The organism is Acetobacter persici (assembly GCF_018256955.1).
GTDB lineage: Bacteria > Pseudomonadota > Alphaproteobacteria > Acetobacterales > Acetobacteraceae > Acetobacter > Acetobacter persici.
In genome coordinates, this window is record NZ_JAERKU010000004.1 from 126,651 (window position 1) to 149,682 (window position 23,032).

At 59.7% G+C, this 23,032-nt stretch carries 19 protein-coding genes and 2 tRNA genes; 11 read left to right on the top strand and 10 right to left on the bottom strand.

All coding sequences use genetic code 11. From position 1 onward, the window contains the following. Positions 1-177 precede the first annotated feature (177 nt). A complete protein-coding gene (locus tag JK199_RS07075) occupies positions 178-1,176 on the top strand; it encodes an adenosine kinase (protein WP_077930715.1) in 999 nt (332 codons plus the stop codon). A gap of 66 nt (positions 1,177-1,242) precedes the next feature. Here JK199_RS07075 and rnd read toward each other — a convergent pair whose 3' ends face one another. Further along, the gene (gene rnd / locus JK199_RS07080; RefSeq protein ID WP_212374814.1) at positions 1,243-2,430 is read right to left on the bottom strand and encodes a ribonuclease D; all 1,188 of its coding nucleotides are present in this window, start codon (positions 2,428-2,430) and stop codon (positions 1,243-1,245) included. 128 nt (positions 2,431-2,558) lie between these two features. On the opposite strand from rnd, the gene queF reads away from it, so the two are divergent. Then, positions 2,559-3,029, top strand: a complete 471-nt coding sequence (gene queF / locus JK199_RS07085; RefSeq protein WP_025825941.1) for a preQ(1) synthase — start codon at positions 2,559-2,561, stop codon at positions 3,027-3,029. 173 nt (positions 3,030-3,202) lie between these two features. Here the strand turns inward: queF and atpC are convergent, their stop codons facing one another. The 6 genes from atpC to JK199_RS07115 all read right to left on the bottom strand — a co-directional run bounded on the left by atpC (position 3,203) and on the right by JK199_RS07115 (position 8,749). Further along, on the bottom strand, positions 3,203-3,613 hold the full coding sequence (gene atpC, locus JK199_RS07090) for an ATP synthase F1 subunit epsilon (protein WP_077930717.1): 411 nt from the start codon (positions 3,611-3,613) through the stop codon (positions 3,203-3,205). A 28-nt stretch (positions 3,614-3,641) separates the two neighbouring features. Further along, entirely contained in the window at positions 3,642-5,114 is a 1,473-nt protein-coding gene (gene atpD / locus JK199_RS07095; protein WP_025825939.1) for a F0F1 ATP synthase subunit beta, read from the bottom strand. A 31-nt stretch (positions 5,115-5,145) separates the two neighbouring features. Next, positions 5,146-6,045, bottom strand: a complete 900-nt coding sequence (locus JK199_RS07100) for a F0F1 ATP synthase subunit gamma (RefSeq protein WP_212374816.1) — start codon at positions 6,043-6,045, stop codon at positions 5,146-5,148. 17 nt (positions 6,046-6,062) lie between these two features. Next, the gene (gene atpA, locus JK199_RS07105; protein ID WP_077930719.1) at positions 6,063-7,598 is read right to left on the bottom strand and encodes a F0F1 ATP synthase subunit alpha; all 1,536 of its coding nucleotides are present in this window, start codon (positions 7,596-7,598) and stop codon (positions 6,063-6,065) included. Further along, positions 7,598-8,182: an ATP synthase F1 subunit delta gene (gene atpH, locus JK199_RS07110; protein WP_212374818.1), complete on the bottom strand. Its 585-nt coding sequence runs from the start codon at positions 8,180-8,182 to the stop codon at positions 7,598-7,600. The genes atpA and atpH overlap by 1 nt, the downstream gene beginning before the upstream one ends. A 493-nt stretch (positions 8,183-8,675) precedes the next feature. Next, positions 8,676-8,749 (bottom strand) — tRNA-Gly (locus JK199_RS07115). 224 nt (positions 8,750-8,973) lie between these two features. On the opposite strand from JK199_RS07115, the gene JK199_RS07120 reads away from it, so the two are divergent. The 4 genes from JK199_RS07120 (at position 8,974) to JK199_RS07135 (ending at position 11,872) form a co-directional block, all read left to right on the top strand. Next, a tRNA-Trp gene (locus JK199_RS07120) sits at positions 8,974-9,050 on the top strand. Between the two features lie 114 nt (positions 9,051-9,164). Then, entirely contained in the window at positions 9,165-9,359 is a 195-nt protein-coding gene (gene secE / locus JK199_RS07125; protein WP_025825930.1) for a preprotein translocase subunit SecE, read from the top strand. Between the two features lie 9 nt (positions 9,360-9,368). After that, complete coding sequence (gene nusG, locus JK199_RS07130; protein ID WP_025825928.1) at positions 9,369-9,899, top strand: transcription termination/antitermination protein NusG; 531 nt, start codon at positions 9,369-9,371, stop codon at positions 9,897-9,899. A gap of 338 nt (positions 9,900-10,237) precedes the next feature. Then, entirely contained in the window at positions 10,238-11,872 is a 1,635-nt protein-coding gene (locus tag JK199_RS07135) for an NAD-dependent malic enzyme (protein ID WP_212355223.1), read from the top strand. 158 nt (positions 11,873-12,030) lie between these two features. On the opposite strand, the gene JK199_RS07140 is transcribed toward JK199_RS07135, so the two are convergent. Further along, positions 12,031-13,995, bottom strand: a complete 1,965-nt coding sequence (locus JK199_RS07140; protein WP_212374820.1) for a prolyl oligopeptidase family serine peptidase — start codon at positions 13,993-13,995, stop codon at positions 12,031-12,033. 340 nt (positions 13,996-14,335) lie between these two features. On the opposite strand from JK199_RS07140, the gene JK199_RS07145 reads away from it, so the two are divergent. Together JK199_RS07145 and JK199_RS07150 are read left to right on the top strand one after the other, a co-directional pair. Then, entirely contained in the window at positions 14,336-14,938 is a 603-nt protein-coding gene (locus tag JK199_RS07145) for a DedA family protein (RefSeq protein ID WP_025825926.1), read from the top strand. Beyond that, complete coding sequence (locus JK199_RS07150) at positions 14,935-15,885, top strand: SDR family oxidoreductase (protein ID WP_212374822.1); 951 nt, start codon at positions 14,935-14,937, stop codon at positions 15,883-15,885. The genes JK199_RS07145 and JK199_RS07150 overlap by 4 nt, the downstream gene beginning before the upstream one ends. 28 nt (positions 15,886-15,913) lie before the next feature. Here the strand turns inward: JK199_RS07150 and JK199_RS07155 are convergent, their stop codons facing one another. Further along, positions 15,914-16,471: a nucleotidyltransferase family protein gene (locus JK199_RS07155; protein ID WP_212374824.1), complete on the bottom strand. Its 558-nt coding sequence runs from the start codon at positions 16,469-16,471 to the stop codon at positions 15,914-15,916. Positions 16,472-16,516: 45 nt separating this feature from the next. Beyond that, complete coding sequence (locus JK199_RS07160) at positions 16,517-18,883, bottom strand: helicase-related protein (RefSeq protein WP_212374826.1); 2,367 nt, start codon at positions 18,881-18,883, stop codon at positions 16,517-16,519. Between the two features lie 299 nt (positions 18,884-19,182). Between JK199_RS07160 and JK199_RS07165 the strand changes: the two genes are divergently transcribed. From JK199_RS07165 to JK199_RS07175, 3 genes are all read left to right on the top strand, one after another. Beyond that, positions 19,183-20,040 carry a ferredoxin--NADP reductase gene (locus JK199_RS07165; RefSeq protein WP_086654595.1) on the top strand — a complete coding sequence of 286 codons (858 nt, stop codon included), beginning with the start codon at positions 19,183-19,185 and terminating at the stop codon, positions 20,038-20,040. 67 nt (positions 20,041-20,107) lie between these two features. After that, entirely contained in the window at positions 20,108-21,505 is a 1,398-nt protein-coding gene (gorA, locus tag JK199_RS07170; RefSeq protein ID WP_212374828.1) for a glutathione-disulfide reductase, read from the top strand. Positions 21,506-21,634: 129 nt separating this feature from the next. Then, positions 21,635-23,029, top strand: a complete 1,395-nt coding sequence (locus JK199_RS07175) for a dihydroorotase (RefSeq protein ID WP_077930727.1) — start codon at positions 21,635-21,637, stop codon at positions 23,027-23,029. Positions 23,030-23,032 lie beyond the last annotated feature (3 nt).

Here is a 23,032-nt window from a genome sequence, read left to right on the forward strand (position 1 = left end):
GACAGCGGTTATACGTCTGTACCTGCCCGCGTCGATCCATCAAGCCGGCAGCCAATTTGTTATACAGCGGACAGACTGCGCGGCAAGCATCCCTTACCGCTTGCTGTTGCCCTTTTTATGGCAGCGCGATACCGAAAGAGCGGATCTGCTCATTTTTTCAGGAAAATAGACATCGTCATGACTGGCTCTGAGGCAAAATACGATATTCTCGGCATTGGCAACGCAATTACGGACATTCTTGCCACTGTCGAACCCGCGTTTCTGCTTGAGCAGAATCTGACCCCCGGCAGCATGACGCTGATTGATGCCGCCCGTGCGGACAGCCTGACCGAAAACCTGAAAGTGGAGCAGGTTATGGGCGGGGGCTCCGCGGCAAATACCTGTGTTGTAGCCGCACAGTTTGGCGCGCGCGTTGCATATCTGGGCAAGGTTGCGCATGACACCGCAGGCCAGAAATTTGCGCAGGATCTGCGCGATAACGGCATCACCTTCCCCTCCACGCCGCTGGACGGGCATATTTCTGAAAACCTGCCGACGGCACGCTGCGTCGTTATGGTCACGCCCGACGGCCAGCGCACCATGGCGACGTATCTTGGGGCCTGCACGCATTTCACGCCGGAAGATGTGCTGCCGGAGATGATTGCGGCCTCCAGAATCGTGTATCTGGAAGGCTATCTGTTTGACCCGCCGCACGCGCAGGAAGCCTTCCGCCGCGCGGCAACCCTTGCGCACCAGAATGGCCGTCAGGTCGCTCTCTCCCTGTCCGACCCGTTCTGCGTTGGCCGCCACCGCGAGGCATTTCTGGACCTCGTGAAAGGCCATGTTGATATTCTCTTCGCTAATGAAGATGAAATCTGCGCACTGTATGAAACGGAAAACTTTGAGACCGCAGCACGCCATACGCTACAGGACACCACCTTTGCGGCCCTGACGCGCTCCGGTCTGGGCAGCGTGGTGATTCATGATGGGCAGATGACACCCGTTGCACCGGTGCCCACACAGGTGGTGGATACAACCGGCGCAGGCGATGCGTATGCCGCAGGCTTTCTGGCGGGTCTGACCTCTGGCCGCACCCTGCCGGAATGTGGCCGTCTGGCGTCTGTCGCGGCGTCTGAAATCATTTCACACGTCGGGGCGCGCCCGCTGGCCAACCTCTGGCAGGAAATGGGCTTCTAAAACACCCACCTGCCTTTTATCCGGCAACAGGTCTCTGTCTTCCTTTCACTCGGAAAGGCAGAGACCTCAGCGGTTCAGAATATCCACTTTCCCGCCTTTAACAGCCAGTGCAATTTCTCCATTGCACAGCGCCAGAGCGGCATCCCCGAACACCGCTTTACGCCAGCCGGACAAAGCTGGATTCGGTGCTGAAGGATCAAGCGCCAGAGCTTCAAGATCCTCCATGGAAGCGACCAGTTTGGGAGCAACGTCATGCTCCTCACAACAACTGGTCAGCAGGACTTTCAGCAGCGCCATCAGGGCGGCCGACGCACGCGGCGCATCCTTGCTGCGGTTTTTGGGCAAGCGCGGAAGTTCTGCATCTGGCAAAGCCTGAGCCTGCCTGACTGCATCCAGCAAACCCTGCCCTGTCCGCCCTTCGGCCAGCCCGCGAGACACACCGCGGACCCGCGTCAAGGCATCCGGCGTGGTCGGTGCTGTTGCTGCAATTTCCAGCAGGCTTTCATCTTTCAGCAAACGCTGGCGCGGCACATTCACGCGCTGCGCCTCCCGTTCCCGCAAAGCCGCCACAGCGCGTAAAATGCCCAGCATACGGCGGTTACTGGTGCGCGCACGCAGGCGTTCCCACTGTTTTTCCGGGTCAGCCCGGAAGGTGGCCGGGTCTGTCAGCACCGCCATTTCAGCAGCGACCCAGTCCAGCCGCTTTTCCTGCTCCAGCTTTTTCAGCAGACGCTCATACACCAGACGCAACCACGTGACGTCTCCCGCCGCATAGGTCAGCTGTGCCGCAGAAAGGGGACGCACGGACCAGTCCGTAAACCGATGGCTCTTATCAATCGCATGGCCGGTAATGGAGCCGACAAGGCTGTCATACCCCACCTGATCCCCATAGCCGGCAACCATGGCCGCCACCTGTGTATCAAACAGCGGCGTAGGCAGAGCATCAAACAGATGAAGGAAAATTTCCAGATCCTGCCGGGAGGCATGAAAAACCTTCAGAACAGAGGTATCCGCCATCAGCTCCGCCAGCGGAGCAAGATCCAGCCCTTCCGCCATGGTGTCGATCAGCACCACCTCCTGCGCACCTCCAATCTGCACCAGGCACAGTTCCGGCCAGTACGTGCGCTCACGCATGAATTCCGTATCAATCGTCAGATACGGCTCTGCACGCAGGAGGGTAAGAGTGGTCGCCAGATCGTCCGTTGTGGAAATGAGGCGGGGTTCAGGAAATGCGGGGGAGAAAGCTCTGGCCATGTCTGCCTTCATACACCACCTGACAGGAAAAAGAAGCGGACAGCAGCGCCGCACTTTCTGAAAAGCTTGACGAAACCCTGCGCAGCTTCGACATGAGAGGCACAGTGACCCTAACGGAAAGATACAGCATGACCCGCCCTGATGATGGCAGCGATGCGCTCACCCAGCTTGGCCGCGCCACACCTGCCCCCACCTGCCCGGAAGAGGCCGTTCTGGAACGTGTGCCTGCCCCTTATCCCGGCAAGAACTATCTGGTGCGCTTTACTGCACCTGAGTTTACGTCCCTCTGCCCCGTCACCGGCCAGCCGGATTTTGCGCATATCGTCATCGATTACGTGCCAGACCAGTGGATTGTGGAAAGCAAGTCTCTCAAGCTGTTTCTGACAAGCTTCCGTAACCACGGCGCTTTTCATGAAGCCTGCTCGGTGCAGATTGCAACAACTCTGGTTGAACGCCTGAACCCGGTCTGGCTGCGTATCGGGGCGTACTGGTATCCGCGCGGCGGCATTCCGATTGATGTCTTCTGGCAAACCGGTGCCCCCCCGGCTGACGTCTGGATTCCTTCACAGGATGTCCCGACTTATCGCGGCCGTGGCTGAGTTTGAGGCTTTGAGGCTTTGAGGCTTTGAGGCTTTGAGGCTTTGAGGCTTTGAGGCTTTGAGGCTTTGAGGCTGATAACGCTACATAAAAAAAGCCACCGCAAAGGTGGCTTTTTTTATAACGAGACAGCTTTTTCACATCTGATGTGCTGTGCCGGAAAACCGGTCTCAGGTCAGGATGCGGAAGAACCGGCCTCAATTTCCGCACGGACAGACAGAATCTTATCCTGAAGCACGTCCAGACGCGAGGTATCGGTCTTGTCGGCTTTGTCCCAGGCTTCCGTCAGGGCTTCAAGCGCAGCCGTTGCGTTATCAATAGAGATTTCGCTTACAGGCTCGGCTTTATCGGCCAGAATGGTGCAACGGGTTGCCGTCATGTCCGCAAAGCCACCACCGACGAAATAGCGATCCGTCACGGTATCATTTTCGTACAGAGAGACAACACCACCACGCAGCAGAAGCATCATGGGCGCACGCTCGGGCATGGCGGCGATATCGCCTTCCGCACCCGGCATGACAACCATATCTACTTCACGCGACACCAGAACCTTTTCAGGGCTGATGATCTCGATCTGGATCGGCATGAATGCTGTTCCTTCCCGGAACCGGCTGTTAGACCGATTCCCTCATTTTTTCTGCCTTGGCAACGGCTTCTTCAATCGTGCCAACCATGTAGAACGCAGCTTCCGGCAGATCATCATACTCACCGGCACAGATCGCCTTGAAGGAACGAACCGTGTCAGCAATGGAAACCAGCTTACCCGGTGCGCCCGTAAAGACTTCAGCCACGTGGAACGGCTGAGACAGGAAGCGCTGGATGCGGCGTGCACGGGCCACGATCAGCTTATCGTCTTCAGACAGTTCATCCATACCCAGAATGGCGATGATGTCCTGCAGGGACTTATAGGTCTGCAGGATACGCTGCACATCGCGAGCCACGTTGTAGTGCTCTTCACCCACAATCGCGGGGTCCAGAGAGCGGGACGTGGAATCCAGCGGGTCAACAGCCGGGTAGATGCCCATTTCAGCAATGGAGCGGTTCAGCACGGTTGTTGCATCAAGATGCGCGAAGGTTGCAGCCGGAGCCGGATCGGTCAGGTCATCCGCAGGGACATATACGGCCTGAACGGACGTAATGGAGCCCTTTTTGGTGGACGTAATACGTTCCTGCAGCGCGCCCATTTCCGTTGCCAGCGTCGGCTGATAGCCCACTGCGGACGGAATACGGCCCAGCAGAGCGGACACTTCAGAGCCAGCCTGCGTAAAGCGGAAGATGTTGTCCACGAAGAACAGAACGTCCTGGCTTTCTTCGTCACGGAAGTATTCAGCCAGCGTCAGACCGGAGAGAGCAACACGGGCGCGGGCACCCGGCGGTTCATTCATCTGACCGAACACCAGAGCCACCTTGGAGCCATCGGTGTTGTTGTTTTCATCCAGCTTGATAACGCCAGCATCCTGCATTTCGTAATACAGGTCGTTCCCTTCACGGGTACGCTCACCCACACCCGCAAACACGGACACACCACCGTGCGCCTTTGCGATGTTGTTGATGAGTTCCTGAATAATAACGGTCTTGCCGACGCCGGCACCACCGAACAGGCCAACCTTACCGCCCTTGAGGTACGGGCAGAGCAGGTCAACAACCTTAATGCCCGTCATCAGGATTTCAGAAGCCGCTGCCTGTTCTTCAAAAGAAGGCGCATCACGGTGGATGGGGGCGCGACGTGCGGTCTTGATCGGGCCTTTTTCGTCAATCGGCTCGCCGATGACATTCAGGATACGGCCAAGGGTTTCAGGACCGACAGGAACAGAAATCTGCGTGCCGGTATCGGACACTTCTGCGCCACGGACCAGACCGTCAGTGGTATCCATGGCGATGCAGCGCACTTCGTGCTCGCCAATTTCCTGGGCCACTTCGAGCACCAGAGTCTGTTCACCCAGCTTCACATGAAGGGCGTTGAGAATTTTCGGCAGTTCACCTTCGAACTGCACGTCAACAACCGGCCCTCTGATCTCGGTGATGCGGCCAACAGAATTGGTCTTCGTGGCCGCAGGGGCCTGGGTCTGGGTTGTGGTATCCGACATGGGTCAGCTCCTGCGGGGCAAACGAGCGGGCTCAGACAGCCTGTGCGCCCGAAATGATTTCGATCAGTTCGTTAGTAATATTGGTCTGACGGGTCCGGTTATAGACCTTGCTCAGACTGTCGATGGTCCGGCCTGCATTGCGCGTTGCGTTATCCATGGCCGTCATGCGGGCGCCGTTCTCACCTGCGGCTGTTTCCAGCAGCGAAGCGTAGATCTGAACCTGCAGGTTCCGCGGAAGCAGCATTGCCAGCAGCGTTGCTTCATCCGGTTCAAATTCATACTGTGCCGCATCTTCTGCCGTGGCAGCGACCGCACCAGCTTTTGCCGGGGCATCATCCATCACCATCGGGACAAGCTGCAGGCAGGCCGGTGTCTGCGTCATCGCGTTCTGGAACTTGTTGAACACAAGCGTGCAAACGTCGATTTCACCAGATTCCAGCAGGGCGTTCACCTTATCGCCGAGGTCGCTCGCCACAGAAAACGGAACTTCCTTGCCGCTAAAGCCGATGACCTTATCAACGATCAGGTCTGCATGTTCGCGGTTAAAAAAGTTCAGGGCGCGACGGCCAACCGGCAGCAGTTTGACGGTTTTGCCTTCAGCCTGAAGTTTCTTGATGGTCTGGAGCGTCAGGCGATGCACGTTGGAGTTAAAGCCACCGCACAGTCCGCGATCACTCGTGATCGGGATCAGCAGATGAACCTTATCCTGCCCCGTTCCGGCCAGAAGACGCGGTGCACCTTCTTCCCCCTTCGTGGCAGCAGCAAGTTCACCCAGCATCCGCCGCATGGCGGCTGCATACGGACGAGCCGCCTCAGCACTGGCCTGGGCGCGGCGCAATTTTGCGGCCGCGACCATTTTCATCGCGCTGGTGATCTTCCGTGTCGACTTGATACTTCCGATACGAGCGCGGAGTTCCTTGAGGGAAGCCATGGATTAGGTCCTGCTCCTCAGCCGCCGAAGTTGCGGTTGAAGGTTGTCAGATATTCCGTCAGGCGGGCTTCAGTGTCTTTGGACAACTGACGCTCTTTACCAATGGTTGCCAGAATATCTTTGCCACCGTTCGGCAGATCAGCCAGCAGAGCGTGTTCCCACGCCACAACCTTATCAACAGCGATGCCGTCGATGAAGCCACGGGTGCCTGCGAAGAGGACAATCACCTGTTCTTCAACCGTCAGCGGAGAAGACTGGGGCTGCTTGAGCAGTTCAACCAGACGGGCACCACGGGCAAGCTGCTTCTGCGTTGCCGGGTCCAGATCGGACGCGAACTGCGAGAACGCAGCCATTTCACGATACTGAGCCAGTTCCAGCTTAATCTTGCCGGCAACCTGCTTCATCGCCTTGATCTGTGCTGCGGAACCAACACGGGAGACGGAGCCACCCACGTTCACGGCCGGACGGATACCACGGTAGAACAGATCGGTCTCAAGGAAGATCTGGCCGTCGGTGATGGAGATCACGTTCGTCGGGATGTAAGCAGAGACGTCCCCAGCCTGCGTTTCAATGACCGGCAGAGCCGTCAGAGAGCCGGCGCCGTTGGCGTCAGACATTTTTGCAGCGCGTTCCAGCAGACGGGAGTGCAGGTAGAACACATCACCCGGATAAGCTTCACGGCCCGGCGGACGACGCAGCAGCAGGGACATCTGGCGATACGCCACAGCCTGCTTGGACAGGTCATCATAGCAGATCAGAGCGTGCATGCCGTTATCACGGAAATACTCACCCATAGCGCAGGCAGCATACGGTGCCAGATACTGGAGCGGAGCCGGATCGGACGCGGTTGCAGCGACGACGATGGAGTATTTCATCGCGCCTTTTTCTTCCAGCAGACGCACGAGCTGTGCAACCGTGGAACGCTTCTGACCAACTGCAACGTAAATGCAGTAAAGGGACTTTTTATCGTCGCCTTCGTCATTAACGGTTTTCTGCGCGAGGATCGTATCGGTCAGAATGGTGGTCTTGCCGGTCTGACGGTCACCAATCACCAGTTCACGCTGGCCGCGGCCGACGGGCACGAGGGCGTCAATGGCTTTAATGCCGGTCTGCATCGGTTCGCTGACGGACTGACGCGGCATGATGCCGGGCGCCTTCACTTCAGCGCGGCGCATTTCAACATCGGCCAGCGGGCCTTTGCCGTCGATCGGGTTACCCAGACCGTCAACAACACGCCCAAGCAGGCCTTTGCCTGTCGGGACTTCAACCACCACACCGGAACGGCTGACGGTGTCACCTTCACGGATGTTGGTGTCATCACCGAAGATCACGATACCAACGTTATCGCTCTCAAGGTTCAGCGCCATGCCTTTCTGGCCGGAGCCCGGGAACTCAACCAGCTCCCCTGCCATCACATGCTGCAGGCCGAACACACGGGCAATGCCGTCGCCGACAGACAGAACAGTGCCGGTTTCGACAACATCAGATTCTTTGTCGAACGAAGCAATCTGCTGCTTGAGGATATCCGAAATCTCTGCGGGACGGATTTCCATCACGCGGCTCCCTTCATGGCGTAATGCAAACGAAACAGGCGGGTCTGAAGACTGGCGTCATAAAGCTTGGCCCCAACACGGACGACAAGGCCGCCGAGAAGGGAGGAATCGACACGCTCACGGATAGTAATGCGGGAATAACCGGCTTCGGCCAGACGGACCTGAAGCTGGGCGCGCTGCGTGGTGGTAAGCGGCTGAGCGGACGTAACATCCGCAACCACTTCCCCACGGCGGGCGGAAGCGAGGGCATCGACTGCCGCCATGATCTGCCGCAGTTTTGGCAGACGGCGGTTGTCAGCAACAACACCCACGAAATTCTTAAGAGTCTGGCAAAAACCCTGTGCGTCCAGCACGGCCAGAACAGCCTTGCGGGAAACACGGATATCAAGCCGCCGATCATCCAGAACAGTGCGCAACGGAGCACTTTCATCAATCAGGCGGGCAAGTGCCGCACATTCATCAAGCACTGCATCCAGCTGCTGCTGTTCCGCTGCGAGTTCATAAAGCGCAGTTGCATAACGGCCTTCAAGACCGTTGGAAGCAAAAGCAACAGATTGTGCTGTCGTTACGCCCGAGGCCACCACTCTTTAGGCTCTTTCCTTCTGTGCGCGCCGGCATTCCACATACATGACTCCGCCTCTGGCTGTATAGGAGCCACAAGCATGCGTCGGCGCGGCCTCTAGCATGCTGAAACTTGCCACGCAACCGGCAGCTTCGCCCAAAATGAGCGGGCACCCCCGGTTTTCATTCCTCCACCGGCAGGAAAATGACCTTTCCGGCAAAAAAACATCTCAGGAAGCGACGGCACACTCTGCTTTTCCGTATCCGCCGCCCTGAAAAACAACACCGAAAATCTTTTCCTGAAATGTGGCCCTCAATCGACGGGACGCGGGAAGGAAGGGTCCGGGCAGATTTTGCAGGGCTGGAATGGAGGGGGCACCGAAAAAAGTGCGAATCCATATCACCGCGTGCCTGAGTCCGTGACCACCTGGCCTCCGGCAGCAGCCCACGGCATCCGGATACCGCAAAAGCAGATCTCACCACGGGGAAGAAATTTTTTTATTTTTGGGAATTTACTGGAGCGGACGGAGGGAATCGAACCCTCCTCAGAAGCTTGGAAGGCTACTGCATTACCACTATGCTACGCCCGCGCTCGGTTTGTGGGTTTCTCTTACCCCCAAAGCATCGCCTTTCGCAAGCCCCTGACACGGGGACTTTTTTCACCGTCTTGTCACATTCTGGCAGGATATTGTTTTCTGCCTCTTGACTTTAGGGCCGCAACATATTTTCTTCCGCCTCCTGCACGGGCCGCTATGGGTGGTCAGGCTGACGGATTTCCGTTATACCTGCTTTCCGCGTCGGCTTGTCGGACTGCAGGGGTGTAGCTCAATTGGCTAGAGCGCCGGTCTCCAAAACCGGAGGTTGCGGGTTCGAGACCCTCCACCCCTGCCAGACAACACTGGCTGGAAAGCCCCGCAGGACCTGCGGCGTTTTCTGACAGAGAGAATATTGGCTGCGCCGTCTGTCCGGATCACACCGGGCCGGGCAGCGGAGAGAGGATAGTGCGTGTCGGTCAGTCCCGGTAAGTTTCTGCGTGATGTGCGTGCCGAGGCCGAACGGGTCACATGGCCGTCCCGACGTGCGACTTTCATCACAACAGGTGCTGTTCTTGCCATGGCCGGGCTTGCATCTGTTTTCTTTTTTGTCGTTGACCAGCTGATTGGTCTCGGCGTGCGTCAATTGTTCGGGCTGGGAGGCTGAGGAAACGACATGGCCAAACGTTGGTACGTGGTCCACGTCTATTCGGGCTTCGAGAAAAAAATCGCCCAGCATATTCGCGAGCAGGCAGAACAGAAGGGCCTTGCTGACCATATTGATGAAATTCTGGTTCCCTCAGAAGAAGTCATCGAAATGCGTCGCGGCCAGAAAGTGAATGCTGAGCGCAAATTCTTCCCCGGCTATGTGCTGGCGAAGATGGAAATGACGGATGAGTCCTGGCATCTGGTAAAGGATACCCCGAAAGTTACGGGCTTCCTTGGCACCAAGAACCGCCCGACCCCGATTTCCGCAGCAGAAGCTGAACGGATCATCAAGCAGGCGCAGGAAGGCATCCAGCATCCGCGTTCTGCCGTGACGTTTGAAGTGGGTGAGCAGATCCGCGTGGCGGATGGGCCGTTTACCTCCTTCAACGGGGTAATTGAAGAAATTGATGAAGAAAAGGGACGCCTGAAAGTCAGCGTTTCCATTTTCGGTCGTTCGACCCCGGTCGATCTGGAATATGGTCAGGTTGAAAAACTCTGAACCTGTCCAGTCTGCGGATCTGAGATATTTTAAAAAGAGGTGGCCCTGTGCCGCCTCTTTTTTTATGCGCTGCGTTCCTGAACTGTCTGCGCGATGCAGCGTTCTGAGGACACAAAGCAGACCTCCCTCTCTCTGGCCATGCATGGAAAACTCCGGTGGCAGAGCGGGTGGCAGCCTCCTGTTATTTTCTGCGCAGAACATGGCTCCCTCTTGAAATTCTCAGACTTCCGCACTGAAAATTTTGTTACTTTCGACGCCATAAAAATAAGAACCGCATTTTTCTGCCGTTTTTCGTCGGGAAATGTGTTTGCCGGTCTCACATGTTTGAAGGGTTTATAATGCCAACAGCCTCCACACCTCACCCCCGGGGAATGTCCCTCCTGAATGACGCCAGTCAGAACAAGGGTACAGCGTTTACGGCTGAGGAGCGGCGGCAGTATGGTCTGGAAGGGCTTTTGCCAACCCATGTTGAAAGTCTGGACCGGCAGGTTGAGCGTATTCACCGGCATCTGGAAGCCAAACCCAGCGACCTTGAGCGCTATATTTATCTGAGCGGCCTGCGGGACCAGAACGAGACCCTGTTTTACCGGGTTCTGATGTCCAACCCGGCCAAGTTTGTGCCGATTATCTATGCGCCGACACTGGCTGCCGTCTGCCAGCAGTTCAGCCATATCTATCGCCGCCCCCGTGGCATGTACATTAGTCTGGAGATGAAAGGCCGGATTGAAGAGGTGCTGCGCAACTGGCCGGTGGATGATGTCCGGGTGATTTGCGTCACCACGGGTGGCCGCATTCTGGGGCTGGGCGATATCGGCGTGAACGGGATGGGTATCCCCATCGGCAAACTGAACCTCTATACGGCCTGCGGGGCTGTGCCGCCGAAAGTGCTGCTCCCCATCCAGCTTGATATCGGTACAACCAACAGTGCGTTGCGGGCTGACCCCCTTTATCTCGGCCTGCGGCGCGAACCGCCCTCTCAGGACGTGCTGGACGAGTTTGTGGAAGAGTTTGTGCAGGCTGTGCAGACCGTCTTCCCCCGTTGCTGCCTGCATTTTGAAGACTGGAAAGGCACGGATGCCATCCGGTATCTGGAAAAATATTTCCCGCGTGTCCGCTGTTATAATGATGATATTCAGGGCACGGCGGCAGTCACTCTTGCGGGCCTGATTACCGCGCTCCGCATCAAGAACGAGCCTCTGACGAAGCAGCGCGTCCTCTTCCTCGGTGCGGGCTCCTCTGGTCTGGGCATTGCCAATATGCTGGTTACGGCCATGCAGAAGGAAGGCCTGTCAGAAGCTGATGCGGTCTCCCGCATGACGCTGATGGATGTGGACGGGCTGCTGGAAACTTCCCGCACCGACCTCTCCCCCCAGCAGGCCCGTTTTGCGAAGGACATGCCACCCTCACGTGACCTTCTGGCCACGATCAAAGCTGTAAAACCGACCGTTCTGATTGGTGTTTCCACCTGTGGGGGGGCCTTTACGCAGGCCGTTGTGGAAGAAATGGCGGCGCTGAATGAGCGCCCCGTGATTTTTGCGCTCTCCCTGCCTGCCAAAAACGCAGAATGCACGGCTGAACAGGCTTATAGCTGGTCCGATGGCCGGGCGCTGTTTGCCGCAGGCCTGCAATATCCGGAAGTCACGCTGAACGAGAAGACCTTCTATCCGGGGCAAGCCAATAATTTCTATATTTTCCCGGCTCTGGGGCTGGCCGTCTACGCCACATGCCCGGACCTGATTACCGATGATATGGTGATCAAAGCCGCAAAGGCACTGGCGGATCAGGTTGATCCTGCCGCACAGGAGCGTGGCCGCCTGTTCCCACCGCAGAGCGAGATTCTGGAAGTCTCCATCACCTCCGCCACCCGCATTGCCGAATTCATTTTTGATCAGGGCGCAGCCACGGTGGAACGCCCGCAGGATATTCGGGCATGGATTGAAAGCCTGATCTATACGCCGGGCTATAAAGACTGACCCCGGCGATAACCCGCCAGCGCATGCAAAAAGGCCGAATCGTCCGGGAGGAGGATTCGGCCTTTTCCTTTTTTGGGTCTTAACGTCCGCAGATAAAAAAACGTCGCCGCGCCGGAAGGTTTTTATTGATCACAAAAACGTATCCCCTGCGCAGGCGGTTAAAACCCGAAAACGCGACCATAAAAGGCCAGTTCTTCTTTCAGCGCTTTGCGAATTGTCTCTTCCTGCCGGAAGCCATGCCCCTCACCGGGGAATTCATGCAGAGAGCAGGGAGAGCCTGCCTCTTCCAGCGCTCTGGCCATGGCATGCGCCTGCCCCGGCGGCACAACCTTATCATCAGAGCCCTGCAACAGCAGAACGGCCGCCTTGATTTTATGCGCAACAGACAGCGGTGACCGCGCCAGATAGATGGCCTCGGCTTCCGGCCATGGGCCGATCAGCCCGTCCAGGTACCGCGCCTCGAACTTATGCGTCTCCTGCGCCAGTGCCCGCAGATCTGTCACCCCATAGAGACTGACACCGGCCGCAAACAGGTCCGATTCGGCAAGGGCCACCAGCACGGTCATACCGCCCGCGCTGGAACCACGAATGGCGAGGCGCTTCGGGTCTACGCGGCCTGTGGCCACCATATGCTGGCAAGCGGCGATACAATCCGCCACATCCACCACACCCCATGCGCCATTCAGCCGTTCCCGCCATGCCCGGCCGAATCCGGTGGAGCCGCCGTAATTCACATCCAGCACCGCGAATCCGCGAGACGTCCACCACTGCACCTTGAAGGAAAACCCTTCCTGCGCACGGGCTGTCGGCCCGCCGTGCACCTGCACAATCATGGGGGGCAACGTGCCCTCCGGCACGGAGGCCCGGCTGTTGGCGGGCGGGTAGAACAGAGCGTGGCCCGCAACACCCTCCTGCCCCGGCACGGGGAAACGAATGGTTTCCGCTCGTGCAATATCTGCAGGCGCAAGATCCAGCTCTGCGGCGCGTTGCAGAACCTGTTCCACCCCCTGCGCTCCGCTCCCGACCACCACAGCAGGCAGAGCGTCCCCCGGCACCTCCAGCCAGGCAAACCGTCCATCCGCCAGTGGCACAGGGCACTGGTCAGCATGGGCCATAAATGCAGTCGCCTGCCCATGCTCGGGCTGATGCAGGCAGGCCGTCCGGCCATCGCGCACCGCCAGCACCAGACAGCCTCCCTCTGGCAATGGCTGATAACTGCGCTGACCAAACACCCACGCAGGCTGGCCAATTTCACCCTCTGGCATGGTGCAGGGTACCAGCGCAGCAGAACCCCCGGTCTGCTGAACAGTCCAGACCGTCCAGCAGCCCGAACGGTCCGAGATGCTCAGCAGGTGCCCGTCTTCCGTCCAGCGAGGTTCAAGGACGGATTCGCGCTGCTCTGCCCAGGCCAGAACACTGCGGTTACGCAGAGCGGTAATCCGGCCTTCCGCATCGTGCTCCACATCGGCCAGACACAGGCGCGTGGCGTCCCACGGCATGTCCGGATGCTGCCACTCCACCCACGCCATGCGCGCGCCGTCTGGCGAAACCGACGGAGACGACAGAAAATCCGGGCCGCTATACAGAACAACCTCTTCCGCCGGCGCGCTGCCTGCCGGGAGTTTCAGCGCCACCAGAGCGGCCTTGGCCTCACCGGAGGCGCGATGATCTTCCCGCACAGCCAGAACGGTTGTCGCGAGGCGGTCAAATCGCAGATCCGCATAGCGCAGATCCTGCCCCTGCGTGATGCGGACAGGCTGCGCGCCCGCCTGCGGCACCAGCCAGACGGCGCCCGTGTGTTTGTCCGAAAACGCAAGACGCCCGGCGCGTGCGGCATAAGCGCCCCCGCCATATTCATGCACACGGGTCGCGACATCAAAACTGGCAGGCAGAGCTTCCGTCGCCCCGCCCTGTTCGGTCCAGCGCATCAGAACAGACCGGCCTTTTTCCGCCGGGCGACGCTCAAGCCAGAACACGGCGTTGCCATCGGCACTGACTTCAGACAGCGAGAGCGTTTTCCCCGCCACCAGAGCCGCCGTAACGCGCGAGGGCCATGTGCCGCAGGGCACAGGCGGCGCGCCCTGAGGCCGTGTGGAGGACGAAAAAGTCAGATCAGACATCATGAAGGCTCTCCAAGGCTGCTGCTGTCGGTTCTCTCAAACCGTAATCTATACGCCATCAGACCGTAATATGGACGCCAGAGACAGACATCCGGCAGGAAAAACCGGCCGAAAAACCGGCCCCGGCAGATATGCGGGCAAAAGAAGGGTATCCGCCACGCCGCTTCTGCTGGCCTGCAACCTGTAACACCGCAGCACTTGACAGCTTGCAACGGAGACTGTTCCTGCTGCACCCTTTGTCACACGCCCAGCCTGAAGTGGATTTTTTATCCTGTTACACTCTCTCGAATCCATTTTTTCACTGCATTACCTGAACAGCCTGTTCTCCCATTACGGCTATGCCGTGATTGGTGTGGTGGTCATGCTTGAAAGCATGGGGTTTCCGTTGCCTGCCGAGAGTCTGATCATCACCGGCGCGCTGTTCTGCGCGACAACCCATAAGCTCAATATCAGTGGGGTGGTCATTGCTGCCGTGATTGGCGCGATTATGGGGGATAATTTTGGCTATCTGATTGGCCGGGCGCTGGGCCTGCGGCTGTTACAGAAATATGGGCCCAAATTTGGTCTGACCCCCAACCGCCTGCTGCTGGGACGCTATGTGTTCCTCAAACACGGTGGGTCGGTTGTCTTTTTTGGCCGTTTTATTGCCGTGCTGCGGATGTTTGTCGCGCTGCTGGCCGGGGCGAACCATATGCCCTGGCATACGTTCCTATGGCATAATGCGCTGGGCGGCATCTGCTGGGCAGGCGGCTATGCCATCTGCACCTATTTGCTGGGGAACGAGGTTTTGCGGCTTTCCGGACCACTGGGGATTGTCTTTGGGGTTTGCGCCGCGACAATCATCGTCGTCTCGTTCCTTTTCCTGAAACGCAATGAAAAACGTCTGACGGAGGAAGCCTTGGCGGCAGCAGAAAAAGATGAACGCCTGCGGATTATGCCTTCATGATCGGCAAGCACGAATGGGCCGTAACCAACCGCCAGCCCGGCCTGAAAGGCCGTGTGGCGCTGGTGACGGGCGGCAATAGCGGCCTTGGGTTTGAAGTTGCCTGTGGTCTGGCCACACGTGGCGCGCGCCTGCTGCTGCCCGTACGCAGTAAAGCAAAAGGCGAAGCCGCTCTGGCGGCCCTTCAGACCCGCTGCCCCGGTGCTGAGGTGGACCTGCTGACGCTTGACCTGTCCTCGCTCGACTCCATTGCCGCCTGTGCCGCGGACGTGGCCAGTCGCACCCGCACGCTGGATTTTCTGGTGAATAATGCTGGCGTCATGGCCCTTGCCCACAGACAGGAAACGGCAGACGGGTTTGAAATGCAGTTTGGCACCAATCATCTGGGCCATTTTGCACTCACCACCCGCCTGCGCCCGCTGCTTGAAGCCGCTTCCGGTGGCGGTACGGTTGTGACCGTCGCCAGTCTGGCCGCCTGCAAAAACACCATCCAGTTTGATGATTTGCAGTCCCGCCATCGCTACAGCCCGTTTGGCGCGTATCAGCAAAGCAAACTGGCCAATCTGCTGTTTGCACGGGAACTGGCCCGCCGTTCCGGAGAAAATGGCTGGAACATCCATTCCCGCGCAGCGCATCCGGGCTGGTCTTCCACCTCCATTATCGCCAACGGCCCGGCCTCCAGCCTGCCGGATGCTGTGGGCAAGGCCGAACGCGTGCTTGGCACCGCGATCCTGCGTGTTATGGGGCAGTCTGCCGCCCGTGGCGCGGAACCGCTGCTATATGCCGCACTCTCACCCGCCGCGCGGGATGGCGATTATTACGGCCCGCAGGGCGCGGGCGAACGGCGCGGCCCACCCGGCCCGGCCCACGTACCGCCCTCCGCACAAAAAATCAGCACGGCAGCCCGCCTGTGGGATGCATCCGAACGCCTGACCGGGGTGGCCTGGTAGGACACGACCGGCGGCAACAGACTATCTATTATCCGCTAACCAGCGTCAGGCGTGGCCAGATGCTGGTCCATCCTTTTGCCTGCGTCCGTTCGTGGTAGTCCTTCATTCTGTTACGGGCAAAATGCGGCGTTGGCCGCAGGACCAGATTCATCAAGTCGTCTGTGCCCAGAGGGGCCGCTAGATAACACGCGTCGGTCATGCTGCGTTGGGCAGCGAGCGCTGTTGCTGTTTCAGGCCAGTAACGCATGGCATCAATGCTGGATGAATAAGGCTGGTCGCCATTACGCTCATGCATGCGCGCCTGATTTTTCACTGACCACGAAACACTGGGCTCTGCTGCCCGAAGGAAAGCTTCATAGCTTCGGTCTGTTTCAGGGTCCGGCCGTGCTGGATCATACCAGATAACATCCACATCGCTGAGCAACTCAGATCCTGTCCGACCATGTAAATGATCCCAGACAGCATTTCGTATGAAGCCCGCGCCAATCCATGCATCCGGCAATCTCAGGTCACGCACCAGTCCTAGCAGACGCCACCGGAATGGGTCTGCCTTAAGCAAAGTCGATATTTCGCGCAAAGCATCCATTATGATGAAGGCTCCTTCGCGGCGACGTCACACGCGATACCTCTCTTAACCCCGCCTGCGGGAACTCCCGCCCGGTGCGGCACTCCGGGTGCGGCTCTGCTGGCGCAGGACGTTTTCAATCCATTCATTCAGGCGGCGCGTAGTCTCCTCGGCGTCCTCCCGGTCCGGGTAGAATTCGGGGAAGCGTAAAGCCAGCCACCGCCATGCCACCAGACGTTTATGCCGCTTTTCCGCGCGCTCCAGCTCTTCCCGGCTGGCACGCTCACTGGGAGGCAGGCGCCCGGTGCCCGGCGGCAGCACGCGGCGGCCTGCGGCATGATCCGCCGCCCAGCCAACCAAACGCTGGATGCCATTATCCCGGTCATCCACCGGGCACATGGCGTAAGACCAGCGGGTTGTCAGATCCAGCCCCTCCACCCCTTCCAGTGCTGAGGCAATGGCAAACGCCTGCTCCATATCCGCCAGACGATAATTGGGGTCATCCTTCCGCAACACCGCACGGTGAATACGGGAGAGCACGCCGTACAGGCTTTCTGACCCGATTTCCGCCGCAACAGCCTTGACGATATCCGCATCCGGCTGAACGAAAGGCCGCAGATCTTCCGGAATTTCAGCATCCGCATCAAGTTGACGGCGGATAAAGGCCGGACTGCCCGCCCCTGCCAGAACAGACACGACGCCCACTTCATGCTTGCCGTAGCGCCCGGCGCGACCGCCAATCTGCTTGACCTCCTGCACCGTGAGATCCCGCGTCTGCTTGCCATCAAACTTTTTGAGTGCGGCAAACACCACGCGCTTGATGGACAGATTCAGCCCCATGCCAATGGCGTCTGTCGCGATCAGGATATCCGCCGCGCCGGAATTAAAACGCTGGGCTTCCGCCCGGCGGACCTCCGGGCTGAGCGCGCCATACACCACCGCCACGCGCCGTCCGTGCTGCATAAGGGCGGCCCGCAGGTCCAGCACCTCCCGGCGTGAAAAGGCAATCAGCGCATCCCCGGCCTGAAGCTCCTGCAACCGCACCGGCTGGGACGCCGGTTTGAGCGGGCTTTTGCGCTCCAGAGAGATTTCATCCAGCGGGTCCCCGCACAGTTCGGCAATGCGCCGCACCATGGGAATACAGTCCGGCGCGCCCAGCACATACAGATGGCGGGCCGGAGCCCCCATGATCGCCGCCGTCCATGCTGCTCCGCGATCGGTATCGAACAGCATCTGTGCTTCATCAATGACCGCGACATCCACCGGATTATGGAACGGGCACATTTCCACCGTGGCCGCCAGATGGCGGCTACCGGGCACGACAATACGCTCCTCCCCGGTTGCCAGAGAGGCCTCAACCCCGCGCGAAGCCAGTGCTTCCTTAAATTCATGCGCCAGCAGGCGGAGGGGAGCCAGCGCAAGGCCGCTTTCCGCCTGCGCCAGCGCATTCAGCGCCGTGTAGGATTTGCCACTGTTGGTCGGGCCGGTGACGAGAGTAATGCGTCGGTTGAGCGCCCGCGCTGTGCGGAAATGAGCAACGTACCGGTCCAGCGCCGCCACGCGGGCAATAACGGAATTGGCCACCTTCCGGCCCATGTCCGGAGCCTTGCCGCCTGCCCCGACAGCAGCCGGCACACCCCCGTTCCGCCACTCCCCCAGCTTGCCGCGCAGGGCAATAAGTTCCGCCGGGTCAAACTCCCAGCGTTCCCGGTCCCCCGAGTCGCGCACTTTTCGCGCGACGGGCAGGCGATTTTCCGCAATCCAGCGCAACGCTTCCTTATGGGAGCAGCGCAGCAGGCGCGGCACCTCCTGAAACGGCACCAGACTTTCTTCCCACGTGCGGAGGCGCGATTCTTCTTTCTCACGCTTTTCCCGCGCCGTGCGCTCAATAGTGCTGGCAACCTTCTGGCGCTGTGCTTCCTCCCGCCGGGCGGTATCCAGAAACGGGTCGCCCTCTGGCAGGTCAAACGCCAGCGCAATAGCCATCAGCAACAGGTCTGTCTGAGGCGGGGAAAGCACGCGCCCGGTATCCACCAGATCCGCCTGAACTGTCTCAAACACCGCGCGCGGGCTGGCCCCGTAAGACCGCAGCCGCGCGCGGGAGACGGGGGCCAGAGCACGCTCCAGCGCTCTGTCATCCGCTTCCGGATCTTCTATCGTTCCAACGGCTTCTTCAATTTCATCCCGTGAAACCCAGATCCGGCCACTGCGCCGCGTCAGGTCCACAAGGCGCGAGACGCGTTTCTTGCGCCGGGCAACGCACAGAATCTCGCGGTAGGTTTCATCCGGAATATCCCGCGCACCGGGTTCCAGCGCGCGGGCAATACGGCGCAGAACATCCTGCTCTTCCCGTGGCTCGATACTCAGCCCGGTGCGGGCGGAAACACGGGCAAAGGCCTCACGGGCGGGGGATGCGAAAGTCTCTGATGTCATAGCCGTATTCATGCGGCATCCGCGCGGGCGGAACAATGGCTGAAACAGCAATAAAACCGCACCTGTGCACTGCCAGAAAGCGACGCGTGATGAATTTGCACTGGCGTCGCGCCGCCTTGCCCCTTAGAAACGCGCCACGACCAGAAGCACGCCTCCGTGCCGTTCAAGAGTCCGCACCGGGACCACAGGCCGGCTACGGGGCATATCCTCTCGATCTGCTGCAAGCGGAGTATAAGCGGCCCATGTCTGAAACCATGTCTGAAACGTCAACCGGAACATTTTCCGACATTCTGCCGAAAATGACGGCCTCTGAAGTCCCGACAGGCCTTCTGCCGGTCGAAGGTCAGGACGGTGTGTGGCACCTTGCCCCCCCCACCAAGGAATACGGCAACCTGTATCCGGCCAAAGTGCTGACGGTGCATCACTGGACGGACCGCCTGTTCACCTTCACCACCACGCGTGACCCCGGCCTGCGGTTTGAAAACGGCCAGTTCGCCATGATCGGGATCGAGCTGGACGGCAAGCCGCTGCTGCGCGCCTACTCCATTGCCTCCCCCAATTACGCCGATGAAATGGAATTCCTCTCCATTGCCGTGCCGGATGGCCCGCTGACCTCCCGCCTGCGCCACGTTAAAGTGGGGGATACGGTGCTGATCGGCCGCAAGCCGACCGGCACGCTGCTGCTGGATAACCTGCGCCCGGGCCGGAACCTGTATTTCCTGTCCACCGGCACGGGTCTGGCTCCCTTCATGAGCCTGATCAAGGACCCGGACTGCTATGAGCGGTTCGAGCATGTGATCCTGAGCCACACCGTGCGTATCTCCGGTGAACTGGCCTATGCGAACCACATCCGCCATGAACTGCCGGAACATGAGTTTCTGGGCGAGGACGTGTCCGGCAAGCTGCTGTACTACCCGGCTGTGACGCGTGAAGCCTTTGCCGTGACCGACCGCATCACCAAGCTGATCGAATCCGGCAAGATCTTTACGGACCTGAACATCCCGGAACTGGACCCCGAGCATGACCGCGTGATGATCTGCGGGTCACCAGAAATGCTGGCCGATACGGAAGCCCTGCTTCAGGCCCGCGGGTTTGATGAAGGCAATATGTCCAACCCCGGCTCGTACGTCGTGGAAAAGGCCTTTGCTGAACGCTGAGGCTTTTTGCCCGCTGGCGGTCTCCGGGCTGCCAGCGCCCCAACACTGACCAAACGGAGGCTGCGCCATGACGCATGATTTTGATCTTCTTGTCATCGGAGCAGGCTCCGGCGGGGTGCGCTGCGCCCGTATTGCCGCAGGGCATGGCGCGCGCGTGGCCGTAGTGGAAAGCCGCCACTGGGGCGGCACCTGCGTCAATCTGGGCTGTGTGCCCAAAAAGCTGATGGTTCAGGCCAGCGAGTATGGCGATATGGTGGATGACAGCCACGCCTTTGGCTGGTCCTCCACCCGCGGCACGCATGACTGGGCCACCCTGATTGCCGCCAAAGACAAAGAAATTACCCGCCTGAACGGCATTTACGTCTCCATGCTGGAAAAGGCAGGCATCACCCTGCTGACGGGCCATGCCCGTTTTGTGGATGCGCATACCGTGCGGGTTGAAGCCTCTCCGCTCGCCCCGGATGAGGCCCCGCGCACCGTCACGGCAAAACATATCGTCATTGCAACCGGCTCCACGCCTGTCCGCCCGGATATTCCGGGCGCTGAGCTGGCCATTACGTCCGATGACGCCTTCCATCTGCCCGCCCGCCCCCAGCGCGTGGTGCTTGTGGGCAGCGGCTATATCGGACTGGAATTTGCCGGGATTTTTGCAGGTCTTGGGTCACAGGTTGACCTCGTCTACCGGCAGGACCTGCCCCTGCGCGGGTTTGATGAAGACATGCGCGCCGCTATGGCTGAAGCCATTACCGTGCGCGGCATTACCCAGCATCCGCACACCTCCCCGAAGCACATCACCAAAGAGGGTGAGGTCTATACCGTCACGCTGGATAACGGGCAGACGCTGGAAGCGGACTGCGTATTTTTTGCGACCGGCAGAAAACCCAAGATTGAAAAACTTGGGCTGGACCAGACCAGCATCGCAATCGGCAAACACGGGCAGATTACGGTGGATGCGGGTAGCCAGACCACGGAACCCGGCGTGTATGCCATTGGGGACGTGACGGACCGCATCAACCTGACCCCCGTCGCCATTGCGGAAGGCCATAACCTTGCTGATCGCCTGTTCGGCAAGGAACCGCCGCGTGAGTGGGCGTTCGATACCACGCCAAAGGCCGTCTTCTTCTCACCGCCGCTGGCCTCTGTCGGTCTTTCGGAAGAGGAAGCCGCGCAGCATGGCGTGGTGGACATCTACTTCACCCGCTTTACCCCCATGCGCCACACGCTGAGTGGCCGCAAGGACCGCAAGACCGTCATGAAGCTGGTTGTGCAGCAGGACAGCCAGAAAGTCGTGGGCGCACATATTCTGGGCGATGATGCTCCGGAGATGTTGCAGGGCGTTGCCGTGGCTGTCACGGCTGGTCTGACCAAGCAGGATTTTGACCGCACCATTGGTCTTCACCCCACCTCCGCCGAGGAACTGGTGACCCTGCGCACCCGCACGCGGGAAACACCCGCCGCATCCTGAGGACGGCACGGGCTGCGCTCCGGCGCGGCCTCTCCCGCCTTCTGAGCCTTTCCGACTCATTTCTCCCGTTACCCCGCGCTCTCCCCTCGCCTTTTCCTTTTGCCTTCCGCCAGAACAGGAAAAAACGCCATGTCCTCTTCCCCCACATCCTCTGGCCCGACACCGGGCAGCGTTGCCGCTCAGGCCCGCGGGTCTTACGATCTGGTTCTGAAAGGCGGCACCGTTGTGCTGCCAGACGCCACCGTGCAGACGGATGTGTATGTGCGGGACGGGCTGATTGCCGCCATAGGCGGGCAGGCTGACGCAGGCCGCACCATAGACTGCACGGGGCTGACCATTCTGCCGGGCGTGATTGATACGCAGGTCCATTTCCGTGAACCGGGTGCCGAGGCTAATGAGGACCTCGAATCCGGCAGCCGCGCCGCTGTTCTGGGCGGCGTGACGGGCGTGTTTGAAATGCCCAACACCCGCCCGCCGACCTCCACGCCGGAAGCTGTGGCCTACAAGCTCTCCCGCGCAAAACACCGTATGTGGTGTGACCACGCCTTTTACGTGGGGGCGACCGTGGACAACGCGGACCAGTGTGGTGAACTGGAAAAGCTGCCCGGCACGGCAGGCGTCAAAGTGTTCATGGGGTCTTCCACCGGCAACCTGCTGATTTCAGAAGATGATATGCTGGAGCGTGTCCTGCGGTCCGGCATGCGTCGTGTGGCCATTCATGCGGAAGATGAAGCCCGCCTGAAGGAACGGATGGATTACCGCGTGGAGGGAGACCCATCCTCCCACCCCGTCTGGCGGGATGATGAAACCGCCCTGCGCGCCACCACCCGCGCGCTGCATCTGGCCCGCAAAACCGGGCGGCGGGTGCATATCCTGCACATCACCACGCCTGCGGAGCTGGAACTGATTGCAGCAAACCGGGACATTGCTACCTGTGAGCTGACGCCGCAGCACCTGACGCTGGCCGGGGAAGAAGCCTACCCGCGTCTGGGCACGCTGGCGCAGATGAACCCGCCCATCCGCTCCGGCGCGCACCGGGATGGCCTGTGGCACTGGGTCAGTCAGGGCATGCCGGACATTATCGGCTCCGACCACGCCCCCCATGCGCTCTCCGCCAAGGAAAAGCCCTACCCGGCCTCCCCCTCCGGTATGCCGGGCGTGCAAACTCTGCTGCCGCTGATGCTGGATCACGTCGCCAATAACCGCCTCACCCTGCGCCGCCTTGTGGACATGACGTCCGCCGGGCCGCAGCGCCTGTTCGGGCTGGTGCGCAAGGGCCGTATTGCCGTGGGGTATGATGCGGATTTCTCCATTGTGGACCTCAAGTCCCGCTGGACGATGGAACAGAGCTGGATGGCCTCCCGCTGTGGCTGGTCTCCCTTTGCGGGCCAGACCGTCACGGGCCGCCCGGTGGGCACCATCATCCGTGGGAATCAGGTCATGTGGGAAGGCACGCTGGCGGACAAAGCCCTTGGCGAACCGCTCCGTTTTGACGCAACCGACAGACCGCAGGCTGCCCGCTGAAAC